Source organism: uncultured Oxalicibacterium sp., assembly GCF_913776015.1.
Lineage (GTDB): Bacteria > Pseudomonadota > Gammaproteobacteria > Burkholderiales > Burkholderiaceae_D > Oxalicibacterium.
The window spans coordinates 1-14,597 of the sequence record NZ_CAJYMD010000073.1; the positions used below are offsets into that span (position 1 = coordinate 1).

The 14,597-nt window shown below is 56.0% G+C and carries 12 protein-coding genes and 1 pseudogene; 6 read left to right on the top strand and 7 right to left on the bottom strand.

From position 1 onward, the window contains the following. Positions 1-77 precede the first annotated feature (77 nt). The gene (locus QZ725_RS12865) at positions 78-3,227 is read left to right on the top strand and encodes an efflux RND transporter permease subunit (RefSeq protein WP_293780225.1); all 3,150 of its coding nucleotides are present in this window, start codon (positions 78-80) and stop codon (positions 3,225-3,227) included. Beyond that, positions 3,224-4,678 (top strand): efflux transporter outer membrane subunit, encoded by a 1,455-nt coding sequence (locus QZ725_RS12870; RefSeq protein WP_293780228.1) that lies wholly within the window; start codon positions 3,224-3,226, stop codon positions 4,676-4,678. Before QZ725_RS12865 ends, QZ725_RS12870 begins: the two co-directional genes overlap by 4 nt. Positions 4,679-4,748: 70 nt before the next feature. On the opposite strand, the gene QZ725_RS12875 is transcribed toward QZ725_RS12870, so the two are convergent. Then, complete coding sequence (locus tag QZ725_RS12875; RefSeq protein WP_293780231.1) at positions 4,749-5,039, bottom strand: hypothetical protein; 291 nt, start codon at positions 5,037-5,039, stop codon at positions 4,749-4,751. A gap of 326 nt (positions 5,040-5,365) precedes the next feature. Here QZ725_RS12875 and QZ725_RS12880 point away from each other — a divergent pair, with 326 nt between their 5' ends. The 3 genes from QZ725_RS12880 (at position 5,366) to QZ725_RS12890 (ending at position 6,982) form a co-directional block, all read left to right on the top strand. After that, a complete protein-coding gene (locus tag QZ725_RS12880) occupies positions 5,366-5,893 on the top strand; it encodes a DUF3617 domain-containing protein (protein ID WP_293780234.1) in 528 nt (175 codons plus the stop codon). Positions 5,894-6,014: 121 nt separating this feature from the next. Next, positions 6,015-6,329 (top strand): virulence factor, encoded by a 315-nt coding sequence (locus tag QZ725_RS12885; RefSeq protein ID WP_293780237.1) that lies wholly within the window; start codon positions 6,015-6,017, stop codon positions 6,327-6,329. 53 nt (positions 6,330-6,382) lie between these two features. After that, positions 6,383-6,982, top strand: coding sequence for a hypothetical protein (locus QZ725_RS12890; RefSeq protein ID WP_293780240.1), 600 nt, complete (start codon positions 6,383-6,385; stop codon positions 6,980-6,982). A 291-nt stretch (positions 6,983-7,273) separates the two neighbouring features. On the opposite strand, the gene waaA is transcribed toward QZ725_RS12890, so the two are convergent. The 3 genes from waaA to QZ725_RS12905 form a co-directional block, all read right to left on the bottom strand. Further along, positions 7,274-8,551, bottom strand: a complete 1,278-nt coding sequence (waaA, locus tag QZ725_RS12895) for a lipid IV(A) 3-deoxy-D-manno-octulosonic acid transferase (protein WP_293780243.1) — start codon at positions 8,549-8,551, stop codon at positions 7,274-7,276. A gap of 172 nt (positions 8,552-8,723) precedes the next feature. Further along, positions 8,724-10,100 (bottom strand): phosphomannomutase/phosphoglucomutase, encoded by a 1,377-nt coding sequence (locus QZ725_RS12900; protein WP_293780246.1) that lies wholly within the window; start codon positions 10,098-10,100, stop codon positions 8,724-8,726. A 28-nt stretch (positions 10,101-10,128) separates the two neighbouring features. After that, complete coding sequence (locus tag QZ725_RS12905) at positions 10,129-10,452, bottom strand: H-NS histone family protein (RefSeq protein ID WP_293780249.1); 324 nt, start codon at positions 10,450-10,452, stop codon at positions 10,129-10,131. A gap of 657 nt (positions 10,453-11,109) precedes the next feature. On the opposite strand from QZ725_RS12905, the gene QZ725_RS12910 reads away from it, so the two are divergent. Further along, positions 11,110-11,934, top strand: a complete 825-nt coding sequence (locus QZ725_RS12910) for a symmetrical bis(5'-nucleosyl)-tetraphosphatase (RefSeq protein WP_293780252.1) — start codon at positions 11,110-11,112, stop codon at positions 11,932-11,934. Positions 11,935-12,011: 77 nt separating this feature from the next. On the opposite strand, the gene QZ725_RS12915 is transcribed toward QZ725_RS12910, so the two are convergent. The 3 genes and pseudogenes from QZ725_RS12915 to pyrB form a co-directional block, all read right to left on the bottom strand. Then, positions 12,012-12,761, bottom strand: a complete 750-nt coding sequence (locus QZ725_RS12915; RefSeq protein ID WP_293780255.1) for a lysophospholipid acyltransferase family protein — start codon at positions 12,759-12,761, stop codon at positions 12,012-12,014. A 49-nt stretch (positions 12,762-12,810) separates the two neighbouring features. Further along, a complete protein-coding gene (locus QZ725_RS12920; RefSeq protein ID WP_293780258.1) occupies positions 12,811-14,094 on the bottom strand; it encodes a dihydroorotase in 1,284 nt (427 codons plus the stop codon). Positions 14,095-14,097: 3 nt separating this feature from the next. Continuing rightward, positions 14,098-14,597: pseudogene (pyrB, locus tag QZ725_RS12925) on the bottom strand (aspartate carbamoyltransferase catalytic subunit); the annotation flags it as partial.

A 14,597-nucleotide genomic window follows, 5' to 3' on the forward strand; every position in this document is an offset into this window, starting at 1 on the left:
AAAACAAGCAACCTGCCGCCAATGCGCCTGCCAGCCAGAAGGCAGATCAGCCCCAGTCGAAGTAAGGGAGTACCGTAATGGGTAAATTTTTCATCGATCGCCCGGTATTCGCCTGGGTACTGGCGATCTTCATCTTGCTGGCCGGCGGTTTGGCCATCAAGTTCTTGCCGGTGTCGCAGTATCCGAACATCGCCCCGCCAGCCATTGTCATTACGGCGAACTATCCTGGCGCGACAGCGCAAACGCTGGATGACAGCGTGACCAGTCTGATCGAACAGGAAATGAACGGTGCCGACGGCCTGATGTACGTCGAATCGCAAAGTCAGGCAAACGGTCAGGTACAGATCACGGTGACCTTCACCCCGGAAACCAATCCCGATCTGGCCGCGGTTGATGTGCAGAACCGTCTGAAGCGTGTCGAGGCGCGTCTGCCTTCGGTCGTCACGCAACAAGGTGTGCAAGTCACTAAGTCGCGCAGCAACTTCCTGCTGTTCATCGGCTTGTCGTCCACCGACAATTCGCTCGATCCGATTGCACTGGGCGATTACCTGTCGCGTAATGTGCTCAATGAAATCCGCCGCGTCAAAGGCGTAGGTCAGGCCCAGTTGTTCGGCACCGAACGCGCCATGCGTATCTGGGTCGATCCGAACAAGCTGGTTGGATTGAATCTGACTCCTGCCGAGGTCACCGCTGCCATCCGTGCACAAAATGCCCTGGTTGCCGGCGGTACGCTGGGTGAATTGCCAAGCGATAGCGCCCAGCAGTACGCGGCCACGGTGGTCGTCAATGGTCAGATGACCAGCCCGGAAGAATTCGGCAAGATTGTGCTGCGCGCCAATCGTGATGGTTCGACCGTACGCTTGCGCGACGTTGCGCGTGTCGAAATCGGTGGTCAGCAATATGCGACATCGGGCCGCCTGAACGGCAATCCGACTTCGTTTATCGGCGTGCAGTTGTCGCCGACAGCGAATGCGCTGGAAACCGCCAAGCTGGTCCATGCCAAGATGGACGAACTATCGCGATATTTCCCTGCAGGCGTGAAGTATGAGATTCCTTACGATACGTCAAAGTTCGTGCAGATCTCGATCGAAGAAGTCGTCAAGACCCTCATCGAAGCCATCGTCCTAGTATTCCTGGTGATGTTTTTGTTCCTGCAAAACATTCGTTACACGATCATTCCGACGATCGTGGTACCAGTGGCCTTGGCAGGTACGTTCGCCACCATGATGCTGTTTGGCTTCTCGATTAACGTGCTGACCATGTTCGGCATGGTGCTGTCGATCGGTATTCTGGTCGATGATGCGATTGTGGTGGTCGAGAACGTCGAACGTATCATGGCCGAGGAAGGACTCTCGCCACGCGATGCAACCCGCAAGGCGATGGGACAAATCTCGGGCGCGCTGGTGGGTATCACACTGGTACTGATTGCCGTGTTCATTCCGATGGCATTCTTCGGTGGTGCTGTTGGTGCGATCTATCGTCAGTTTTCTCTGGCGATCGCCGCATCGATGGTGTTCTCGGTGCTGATGGCGTTCACATTGACGCCTGCACTGTGCGCCACGATCCTGAAGCCTATCCCCAAAGGCGAGCATCACGAGAAGCGTGGCTTCTTTGGCTGGTTCAATCGCAAGTTCAACAGCACGACGACCAGCTATCAGGGATTTGTTGCTCGCATGCTGACAAAAGCCGGTCGCTGGATGCTGGTGTATGGCCTGATCATCGCTTGCGTTGCGTTGTTGTATGCACGTCTGCCGGCCTCGTTCCTGCCGAACGAGGATCAGGGCTACATCGTGACCAACGTCGAACTGCCTGCCGGTGCCAGCCAGGCTCGTACGCTCGAGGTAATCAAGCAGATCGAAAATTTCTATCTGAACGAGCCGGCTGTCGAGCATGTGGTTGCGATCACGGGCTTCAGCTTCTCGGGTAACGGTCAAAACGCCGGTATTGTCTTTACGCCATTCAAGGACTGGAAGGAACGTGGCAAGGGTGAGTCGGCCGATGAAATTGCCGGCAAGGCTTTCGGTGCGTTCTCGCAGATCAAGGATGCGATCGTGTTCCCGCTGAACCCGCCGCCGATTCGCGAACTGGGTAATGCCACCGGCTTCACCTTCCGTCTGCAAGACCGTTCGGGTCAGGGACATGAAGCATTGGTCGCTGCACGCAATCAGTTGTTGGGGCTGGCAGCACAAAGTCCGGTACTGGCAGGCGTACGTCCTGAAGGCCTGGAAGATGCGCCGCAGTTGCAACTCGACATTGATCGCGACAAAGCCAATTCACTGGGCGTAACGTTCGATGCCATCAACACGACGCTGTCAACCTTGCTCGGCTCGTCTTACGTCAATGACTTCCCGAATCAGGGTCGTCAACAACGCGTGATTGTCCAAGCCGATTCGCCACGTCGTCTGCAACCGGAAGATTTGAAGAACCTGTACGCCCGTAGCACGTCGGGCAGCATGGTGCCTTTCTCGTCCTTCGTAACATCGAAATGGATCACCGGTCCAGTGCAACTGATTCGCTACAACGGTTATCCGGCGATGAAGATTTCTGGCGCGACCAAGCCTGGCTACAGCACGGGTGATGCAATGGCAGAAATGGAATCGCTGATGACCAAGTTGCCACCGGGCTTCGGCTTCGAATGGACCGGCCAGTCGCTCGAAGAAAAAACCTCGGGTGATCAGGCACCGGCCCTGTACGCGCTGTCGCTGATCGCGGTATTCCTGGTACTGGCTGCACTCTATGAAAGCACCTCGATTCCGCTGGCTGTGATGCTGGTGGTGCCACTCGGTATTCTGGGTGCGCTGCTGGGTGTTACCTTGCGCGGCATGCCGAACGACGTGTACTTCAAGGTCGGCATGATTACAGTGGTCGGATTATCAGCGAAGAACGCGATTCTGATTATTGAATTCGCCAAGGATCTGCAAGCGCAGGGCAAGGGATTGATCGAGGCAACGCTGGAAGCAGTACATCTGCGTTTCCGTCCGATCATCATGACCTCGCTGGCCTTCATCCTCGGCGTGTTGCCACTGGTGATTGCCTCTGGCGCAGGTTCTGCCAGCCAGCGCGCCATCGGTACCGGTGTGATGGGCGGCATGATCACGGCGACTGTACTGGCTGTGTTCCTGGTGCCGGTGTTCTTTGTGGTGGTTCGCAATATCTTCAAGGGTAGCGAACGCCAACGCCGCATGTATGCGGCCAACAAGCCACGCAATGAGGATGAAGAAATATGATCAAGCAACTCACTCTGACGCTGATCGCTGCCGGGGTGCTGAGCGGTTGCTCGATGGCGCCAAAATACACGCGCCCCGATGCCCCGATCGCCGCGACCTATCCAGTCAACTCGGCCACCAATGAAAACCCGCAGCAAAACGTGGCCGAAATGGGCTGGCGCAACTTCTACCCCGACCAACGCCTGCAGGCATTGATCGGACTGGCCCTCGAAAACAACCGCGATCTGCGCGTTGCTGCCTTGCGTATCGAAGAAGCACGCGCGCTGTACAACATCCAGTCGGCTGATCGCGTGCCCAACATCAACGGCACGGCTACCGGCAATCGCGCCCGCGTCCCAGGGTCGTTGAATACGACGGGCAACAGCATCATCACCAGCAATTATCAGGTTGGTGTCAGTCTTGCTTCGTTCGAGCTGGATTTCTTCGGACGCGTCAAGAGCCTCAGCGATGCCGCTCTGGCCAACTATCTCGCGACGGAAGAAGCACGTCAGTCCGCCCATGTGAGTCTGATCGCAGAAGTTGCCAAGGCTTATCTGGCTGAACGCGCCTATACCGAACAGCAGGAACTGGCCGAACGCACGCTGGAAAGCCGCAGCCGCGCTTACGACTTGGCCAAGCAGCGTTTCGAAGTCGGTGCATCGTCCTCGCTCGACCTGCGCCAGAACGAAGCCTTGCTGGAAACGGCGCGTGTACAGCAACTCACGGTGGCGCGCCAACGTGCACAGGCATGGAATGCACTGACGGTGCTAGTCGGTCAACCGCTCAACAACGAACTGCCGCAACCGCAAGCACTGTCTTCGCAGCAGATCGTGACCGAACTACCGGCTGGACTGCCTTCCGACCTGCTGACGCAACGGCCTGACATCCGCAGTGCCGAACAATCGCTGCTGGCAGCCAACGCCAACATCGGTGCAGCACGTGCTGCCTTCTTCCCGCGCATCTCGCTGACGGCAAGTGCAGGTAGTGCCAGCAATGCGCTGGATGGTTTGTTCGAGAGTGGTTCGCGCGCGTGGACCTTTGCACCGCAACTGGTCTTGCCCATCTTCCAGGGCGGCGCCAACATCGCCAATCTGCGTCTGACCGAAGTACGCAAGAACATCGCAGTTGCCAACTACGAGAAGACGATCCAGGTTGCCTTCCGCGAAGTGGCAGATGCGCTTGTCGCACGCGGTCTGCTCGACCAGCAAGTCGAGGCCCAACGCCGCGTGCAGGATGCACAGGCACAACGTTTGCAACTGGCGGACCAGCGTTTCGAAAACGGTATCGCGAGTTCGCTCGACGTCCTCGATGCCCAACGCGAACTGTTTGCGGCCGAACAGGATCTGGTGCAAACCCGTCTGTTGCGCCTTACCAATGCCGTCGATCTGTATCGCTCGCTGGGCGGCGGACTGCTTGAAAACACGGCGACCGCGACGGCACCGACTGCTACGTCGACCACAACCACACGTTGAAATCGACACACGGTTATCTAAACCAATAAAAAAGAGGCCCACGGGCCTCTTTTTTATTGATGAAATCCTTTTATGCCATTGCCGGACTATCGCTCGGCCCCTTGAGGAAAATCGCCGTCAGACGCATCTGCTCGGCAAGTTTCCGTGCCAGCGGTTCGAAAATCGCACGACGCTGTTCGGTAATCTTGGCGCCTGGATCACCGTTGACGAGGCAGGTAAGGCGCGACGTGCCCGAGGTACAGACACTCAGCAGCACCTTGCCCAATTGGCCCAGTTCACTGTGGCGGAAAATGTATTCGTAGGATGTCGCGGAAATCGGTTTGCGTTGCGCGGTAACGTTGGGGGGTAATTCAATTGCCATGTGCTGCAGTCTCCTTTGTGCCGACATTGTCGGCGTCTCCTGATATTTTTCGTATCCCATTCATATGGGATATCTTTAGAGCGGCTCACTAAACGCCGTGAAGCGCTTCCGGCAGGCGCTGTATCGCAGAACCGCACTCAATGTGCCGCAAGATGCGGAGCGATACCGGAAGAGTTTTGTCAGTCGCTTTTTTATCGTGATTCAATGCAGGCGGTTGATGCCGCCTTGCACAAATCGGACGCTAAGATAGCACGTCTGACCGCAAACTGAACCTCCTTGCGAACACACTATCCAAATCGCATCTGCAGCATTTCACTGGAGTCAACATGCCTGTCTGGAAACAAATCCTGTCCTACGCCATTTTGCTGGGCACAACCGTGTCTGCGCATGCAGCCGAAACGGCCATTCGCCCCGGGCTCTGGGAAATTTCCGCCAGCTCCAATCTGCTGTCACTGGTCGAACAGGTGCCGCCTGATCAACGCCGCCAGCTCGGCAATATCGCCAAGCAGTATGGCTTCGTGATGCCCGATATTCGCGATGGAGCTGCCACCTCGCGCATTTGCGTGACGCCAGAAATGTCGGCCGGCAATGTCTTGCCGAATGCCTATCATCGCCAATCTGGTTGCGAGGCACGTAATGCCCGACGCGACGGCAATAAGTACACGGCCGATCTTTACTGCGAAGGCGACCAGGTAAAGGGACAAGGCTGGACGCAAGCTACGCTGACCGATGCCGAACATTTCACGGGAAAAAGTGCGTTCAAGGGATTGGTGCATGGCGTGACAGTGGATGAACAAGCCAATACCAGCGGTCGATGGATCGGCACGCAGTGCAGTGCGAGTATGGCGCGCTGATGCGCGACTTCTTGCCATAAGGCATGTCGACAGAAACATCTCGTCACATCCCTTACCAGTTCACGCCTAGTTCTCGTCGGGGTCTTGCTATGTAATGAGGTCATCCCTCAAGGAGATGATCATGAACAAACTTCTCGGCTTTTCTGCAGCAATCCTGACCGGCGGCACGCTGTTGCTTTCCGCCACACCGGCAATGGCTCGCGTCGATGTCGGCATTGGCATCGGACTTCCCGGCCCCGTCTATGTCGCGCCACCCCCACGTCCGGTTTACGTAGCACCACCGCCGCCTGTCTACGTTGCACCACCGCGCCCGGTCTATGTCGCGCCGCCGTATTATTACCGCGAAGCGCCTCGTCCTCGCTACCGCCATCACCATCATCGCCACGACCATTACCGGGGTCGCTATGATCGTTACGATCCGTACTATCGTTACTGACAGACTGAAAGCGACATCGCCGGTCGACCATTCGTATTTTGAAGGTGGGCATCATGCATGACACAAGAAAGACACTGGCTACCCTGCTGCTATTTGCGACACTCGGTTTCGGCTCGCTGGCACATGCCGAGCGCATCAGTACCGTCACCATGTCGCAAGCGCAACAGGATATTCGCGCACGCATTCAATATGGTTTGGAGCAAGGGCTGATCACGCCGGATGAGGCCCGCCGTTTCTATCAGCGTGAACGGAATATTCAGACTCGTGAAATGCGCTATCGCTACGATATGGATGCTTCGCCCCGTGAGCGCGATGATCTCTGGCGCGATATCGACCGCATGCGGATGGATGTAGATCGAAAACTGGAGCGCGGCTATGCCGCACCGGCTGGTCCGGATAGGAATACGATGCGCCTCGACCAGCGGCAAACACAACTGAATGATCGAATCAACCAGTCACTGGCACGCGGCGTCATCAACCGTGGCGAAGCCGGCTATCTGCAGCAACGACTGGATCATATCGGTCGCCGCGAAGCGCAATTGGCTGCCAGCGGCACTTTGTATGCGGACGAACGTGAACGCCTGCATCGCGATCTCGATGAACTGCAATGGGAAATCGACAGACTGTTACAGGGACGACAACCCTATCCTTGAGAAGAAATACCGCAGGTATCACCAGATCGCTCTGCGCATGGAATATGCACGTGATAACAACGTATGCGTTTAACTGATATGACAGCCGATAACGGCTCTATTCATTTCTGACTATTCGCTGTAAGGCCCACAGCATGGGCATGGCCCGCTGCCATGGGGCGCACGTCGCTCTTCCAAGGACACATAACGCATCTGTTCGGTATCAGGCGTTGTGCCCTTTTCTTCCTCCACGATCTTTCCAAGATCATCGGAATTTTTCTGGATATCGTTATTCGGGTTCATTCCGCTCTTTCAGTTGGATAGGGCAACGATCGGCTGCAGTAACGCCATGGTCCGTGCAGTCGCGCCGCCATGCTGACGTGCAAAACGCTGCGCGTTGTCGCCCATCTCGGCACGCAATTGCGCATCGCACAGGATACGCGATGCCTCGCGCATCATCGCAGGCGCATCGGCAACACGCAACGCAGCACCTGATGCGATCGCGTTATCGACCGCATCGGCAAAATTGAAGGTATGCGGCCCAACCAGCACCGGCTTGCCGACCGCGCAGGCTTCGATCAGATTGTGCCCGCCCAGCGGCAACAGATTGCCGCATACACAGGCAAGATCGGCTGCGGCGTAATAGGCAAACATCTCACCCATCGAATCGCCGAGAAATATCTGTACATCAGACGGCACGTTGGCGTCGCCAGATTCCGAACGCCGCATCAGCGACAAACCGCGTGAGCGAACCAGCGCTGCTACTTCATTGAATCGTTGCGGATGGCGCGGCACCAGCACCAGCAGCACATTCGGCACCTGCAATTCCGTCCATGCATCAAGCAGCATGGCTTCTTCGCCATCACGTGTATTGGCGCAGACCAGAACAGGTCGTGTGCCGAACCGCTCACGCAAGATCGCACCACGCATGAGCATGGACTCGGGCGGCACGATGTCGAATTTGATACTGCCCGTCACATGTACATTCGTCGCACCTAATTGGCGAATGCGTTGCGCATCGCTTTCCGTCTGTGCGGCAACCAGTGTCATGGCTTTCGCCGCTTCGACAAACAACGAAGGAAAGCGCAAAGCCTTGCGCAAGGAACGTTCAGACAAACGTGCATTGGCAAGTGCAACCGGTACACCATGGCGACGACATTGCTGCATCAGATTCGGCCAGACTTCCGTCTCCATCAGCACGCACAAGCACGGATGAAACCGCTTCAGGAAACGACTGGTCATGAAATTGGTGTCATACGGCAAATAGGCCTGTACGACACGCGGCTGGGCCGCGAACAATTCGCGCCCCGTCGCACGACCGGTTGGTGTCATGTGTGTCAGCAGGACGACATGTTCCGGAAAATCTGTAAGCAGGGCTTCCACTAGCGGCTGCGCTGCGCGTGTTTCGCCCACGGATACGGCATGGACCCACAGCACCTTGGCATCGCGCGCAAGTGACGTGTTGGCATAACAGCCAAGACGTTCGGCGATGTGCTGACGATAGCCTGGCTCCTTGCGGCCGCGCACCCACAAACGCAATAACACCAGTGGCAGCGCCAGCCACCAAGCCAGCGAATAGATCAGACGCATGGGAAGAGGAAAGAAAGATAAGGAAAAATCTGCATCAGCCGTATTATGCCGTAGACACATTGGCACGCGGATGCAGAGCGCGCCGATGACAGCCCGGATCACAAAAAAGCATGGCAGTCCGCCTTGCGACGAACTGCCATGCTGGACAGCCTTGAATCAGATGATTTGTAGATCAGTACGGCATCACGGCATCCGGTTTGGCTTGGGTAATCACCCGCTTGAATTCTCCCTGAATGCGCGCCAGCGCCTCAGCAGACTCTGCCTCGAAACGCATGACGATGACCGGCGTGGTATTCGAGGAACGCGCCAGACCGAAGCCATCCGGATACTCGACACGCAAACCATCAATAGCGATGATCTGATCGGCACCAGGGAATTTCGCCTCAGCCTGCAACTTCGCGATCAGCGGGAAACTTTCGCCCTCCTCAAGCTTGAGTTGCAGTTCCGGTGTGCTGGTCGATTGCGGCAGCGCATTCAGCACGGCAGACGGATCCTTTTCACGGCTCAGCAGCTCCAGCATGCGTGCACCGGCATACATGCCGTCATCAAAGCCATACCAGCGATCCTTGAAGAATACATGGCCGCTCATCTCGCCACCGAGCGGGGCGCCGGTTTCACGCATCTTGGCCTTGACCAGCGAATGACCAGTTTTCCACATCAGCGGCTCGCCACCGTTTGCACTAATCCAAGGTGCCAGATGACGCGTGCATTTGACGTCGTACAGAATTTGCCCACCTGCATGACGCGTCAGCACATCCTTGGCAAACAGCATCAACTGCCGATCAGGGTAGATGATCTGTCCATCTTTGGTCACCAGTCCAAGACGATCACCGTCGCCATCGAAAGCGAGACCGATTTCAGCATCGGTTTCCTGCAAAGCGCGAATCACGTCCTGCAGATTTTCAGGATGTGCCGGATCGGGGTGGTGATTCGGGAAATTGCCATCGACTTCGCAGAACAGCTCGATCACTTCGCAACCAAGCGCGCGATACAGATCGCCCGCGAAGGCACCGGCTACGCCGTTGCCGCAATCGACAACGATCTTCATCGGACGTGCGAGTCTGGTGTCATCTACGATACGCTTCTGATAAGCCGCAGCGATGTCATGCGTACGATACGTGCCGGCACCGTCCTTGAACTTGCCATCGACGATGGTCTTATACAAAGCCTGAATTGTATCGCCATAGATTGCTTCGCCGGCGAGCACCATTTTGAAGCCGTTGTAATCGGGAGGATTGTGGCTGCCCGTGACCATGATGCCGGATTGCGTATCCAGCATATGCGTCGCGAAATACAGCATCGGAGTAGCGACAACCCCGAGGTCGATCACATCGACACCGACTGATTGCAAACCCTCCGCCAGCGCCTTTGCCAATTCCGGCCCCGACAAGCGGCCATCGCGACCGATGACAACCGTCTTTTCGCCCTTGGCAAGTGCCGCAGCGCCGAAAGCACGCCCGATGTCGCGTGCGATACCGGCATCCAGCGTCTTGCCAATAATGCCGCGAATGTCATAAGCCTTGAAAATTCCCTGCGTAAGCGTCGCCATGTTTAATCACTATCCTGTAAAAGTGTCATTACACCCCAAGTGAATCCAGCGAATTGCCGCCTGCCAGCCAGTCTTTGACCCATTGCGGCTGACGGCCGCGACCGGTCCATTGCAGCGATGCATCCTTGGGATGACGATAGCGCACGGCGACAGGCTTTCTTGGTTTGGCGGATTTTCCTGCTTTGGAAGAAACGCTCAACAGCTCATCCAGCGGCACACCAACACTTTGCGCAATCGCCAGAATCTGTTCGCGCGCACGTACCACTTCCTGCTTTTGGCGCTGCTTTACTTCCTGTTTGATCTTTTCCTGCAAATCCGACAATTCAGCCAGCGACAATCCGGACAAATCCATTAGGGTCTCCAATTCAACGATATTTAAATTAAAAAATGGGAAATACAACAGCACGAAATACTTTACCAGTTTTCAGATATTTTCTGCCGCTCCCTAATTTAAATATCACGAAGGTTCATCAAATCAATTTGCGGCCTATTTTTATTTGGCAGCCCAATGATTTTCATTGATGAATCGTGAATCAGACAGCCATAGATAAAAAATAGTTTCATTAATTACAATAAATTATTCTTTATTTGAAGAGCACTAGCAAAGACAAAGGGCATGTCTGCACTTTCTTCATAGCACTTGCTTTATCAAAACGCCCATCCCAAATTCATTCATGAATTCTTAAAAATGAATCGAAATTAAACTTCATATTTCTTCCGTATTTCCTCGACCTGATTTATTCAGGATTTTGCCGTGGCGAATAAATACCGCTTTGAATAATTCAGCTTCCCAACCTCTCTATTTTTCAATCGACTCGCGTTGTTTCTGCAACAGACAGACATTCCCCTTACAATCTTCAACAATGGTTTTTATCCGGAAGCATCAAGAAATTCGAAAAACGCCCTGACCGTGCAACTTGCCACCAACGAAACATGTAGAAAATGCTTGAATATGGCGAGATGCAAGGACGTCAGCAGAAGCGTTTTCTCAACGGCTCTTATTTAAACAATGACAACTTATGCAATTGGCGACCTGCAAGGGTGCCACGGACAATTACGCTGCCTGCTGGAGAGAATCGATGCGCAATCACCCGATGCGCGATTAATCTTCGTTGGAGATATCGTCAATCGCGGCCCGGCATCGCTGGCAACACTGCGGCAAGTGCGCGCACTGGGTACACGAGCACGCATGGTGCTCGGCAATCACGATCTCAATCTGCTGGCTGTGGCATGCGGCCTGCGCACACCACACGCCAGCGATACGCTCGACGATATCCTGCAAGCCGAAGACCGCGATGAACTCGTGGACTGGCTGCGCCATCAACCGCTGGCTTTTGCAGAAGACGATTTTCTGTTCGTGCATGCCGGTGTACTGCCGCAATGGACGAGTACACAGACCTTGTCTCTGGCACGTGAGGTAGAAACTGCATTGCAAAGCGACGATTGGGTCACGTTTCTGCGCACCATGTACGGCAACGCGCCGGCTGCCTGGGACGACAATTTGCAAGGCACTGATCGCTTGCGGATCATCGTCAATGCATTGACGCGTATTCGTTTCTGCCATAACGATGGCGCAATGGATTTAAAAACGTCGGAAGGTGTCGGCAATGCGCCGGATGGTTTGACGCCTTGGTTCGATATGCCCGAGCGTCGCAGCAGCGATACCACCATCGTATTCGGCCACTGGTCCACTCTGGGACTGGTCATGCGCCCCAACCTGATCGCACTAGATACCGGCTGCGTATGGGGCGGCAAGCTGACTGCCGTCAATCTGCAAGACCGCTCGGTCATCCAGGTCGATTGCCCGCAGCATCAGCAACCGGGCAAACGCTAGGAATGGCACGCAATTTCTGACAAGCTGGCGATGCTGTCGTGGCGCGCATTAACTGCAGCCACTCACTACAGTTTTTGCTATGCGTGGGAATGCGCTGCGCTCTCTGCCTGCAGCGCAGCGGCAATCGCCGCATGTGCTTGCGCCGACAATGCACGGCGATCAAGTCCGTTGCTGTCGATGAGCGGCAGTTCGGTCAATTCTGCATGCATGCCGCGCGCCTTGAGGATCAGCATCATGCTGTCGATGAAGGTGGTATCGCCGATGAAATTGGCCGGCTCGCTAAGATTGCCTTGCGCATCGAGATAGCGCACGGCATAGGGTTTGACCGGCACACCGGCTGAAATCGCTGCCTCGAAAAGATTGGAATGAAACGGCAGCAGATTGCCTTGCGCTGCGGTGGTGCCTTCCGGGAAGAAGGCAATCCGCTGATCACGCAAAATACCCGTCACCAGACCTTCCTGTACACGTCGCGTTTCACGCCGTTTGCCGCGCGCGATGAAAATCGTACCGGCTTGCTCGCATAACCAACCCAACAAGGGCCAGTTACGAATATCCGCCTTGGCGACGAAATGACAAGGCTGCAAGGAATTGATGACGAAAATATCTAGCCAGGAAACGTGATTGGCAACGATGAGCGCACGTTGCGTGGAAGGCGTGGCACCAATCAGCTTCACCTCGACGCATACACGCAAGATACGCAGCAAAGCAGCAGACCAGTTGCGAACAAGGCTTTCCTTTCGCTGCGTACTCGCAAAGGGAAAGATCACCGCACATGTCGCCAACCCCTGCAGCAGATGCAGAATCACGCGTAGAAACGGCCACGCCATCATGCGCGGCCGCCCAAACAACGCGATGCCATTACCAACATCACCTTAATCAGCGCTGAAAGGCAATGTGCCCGGCAACGATGGTCGTCTTCACTTGCCCGGCCAGTTCATATCCCAGGAAAGGCGTGTGCTTACCCTGACTGGCGAGTGCGGCAGGCGCAACCTGCCAGCGTACTGCCGGATCGAACACGCACAAGTCGGCGACGCTGCCCACGGCAAGTTGTCCGGCCGACAGACCGACGATGCGCGCCGCATCGCTGGTAACCTTGGCCACTGCACGTGAAACGGCATGCTTGGGCTCGTCACTCTCTTCGGCCCATTTGAGCGCCAGCGACAACAGCAGTTCGAGACCTGTTGCACCGGGCGATGCCTCGCCGAACGGCAGCAGCTTTTCATCGTCATCGACCGGAGTGTGATCGGAACAGATCGCATCAATGGTACCGTCGAGCAGCGCGGCACGGATCGCATCGCGATCGCGCTGACCGCGCAAGGGCGGTGTCAGACGGGCATTCGCATCGAAGAACCCGATATCCATTTCCGTCATATGCACGTGGTGTGCGCCGACATCGCAGGTGATCGGCAAACCTTCTTTCTTTGCCGCGCGTACCAGTTCAAGACCGGCGGCAGACGACATGCGGCACAGATGCACGCGCGCACCCGTCACGCGCACCAGTTCCAGAATAGTGTGCAAGGCAACCGTTTCTGCCATCACCGGCACACCCGACAGACCGAGGCGCGAAGCAACCGGACCGCTGTGAGCAACACCGCTACGCCCGAGATGCGGGTCCTGCGGACGCAGCCAGACGGTGTAATCGAAGGTCTTCGCATATTGCAGGGCGCGTAACAGTACCGTGGTATCGAGGATGGGCTGATCGGCTTGTGAAAAACCGATGCAACCGGCGTCGGTCAGTTCGGCCATTTCAGTCAGCGCCTTGCCTTCCAGCTTCATCGTCAATGCACCGAGCGGATAAACGTGTGCCTGATTCAGCAAGCGTGCACGATGCTTGAGCATTTCAACCAGGCCCGGTTCATCGAGGACCGGATCGGTATCGGGCGGACAGACCAGGCTGGTCACCCCACCCTGCATTGCCGCCTGCATTTCCGATTCCAGTGTGGCCTTGTGCTCGTAGCCGGGTTCGCGCAAACGCGCACTCAGATCGACCAGCCCCGGCACCACCGTCAGACCTGTCGCATCGATGACCTTGCTGGCGACGAATCCTTCCGGTGCCGCACCGATGCCGGCAATCTTGCCAGCCGCGATAAAGACATCCTGCTTGCTATCGATGCCGTTTGCCGGATCGATCAGATGACCATTCTTGATATGGATCTTCATCGTTTAATTTCCTGCCAAAATACTCATGACTGCCATGCGCACCGCAATTCCGAATGTCACCTGCGGCAGAATCACCGCCTGTGCGCCATCGGCCACGGCCGATTCGATCTCGACGCCGCGATTCATCGGCCCCGGATGCATGACGATGGCATCGGGCTTGGCCAGCGCCAGCCGCTCGGTCGTCAAGCCATAGCTCTTGAAGAATTCCTGGGCCGACGGCAGCAAGGCGCCGCTCATGCGCTCGTTTTGCAGACGCAACATGATGATGACGTCTACATCCTTCAAACCCTTGTTAATATCGGTGAACACGCGCACGCCGAGTTGTTCCAGACCGCTAGGCAGCAAGGTGCGTGGGCCGATGGCGCGCACTTCCGGCACACCCAGCGTGGTCAACGCATGAATGTCGGAGCGCGCCACACGGCTGTGCAGAATATCGCCAACGATGGCGACCTTGAGATTGGTGAAATCCTTCTTGTAGTGACGGATCGTATACATGTCCAGCA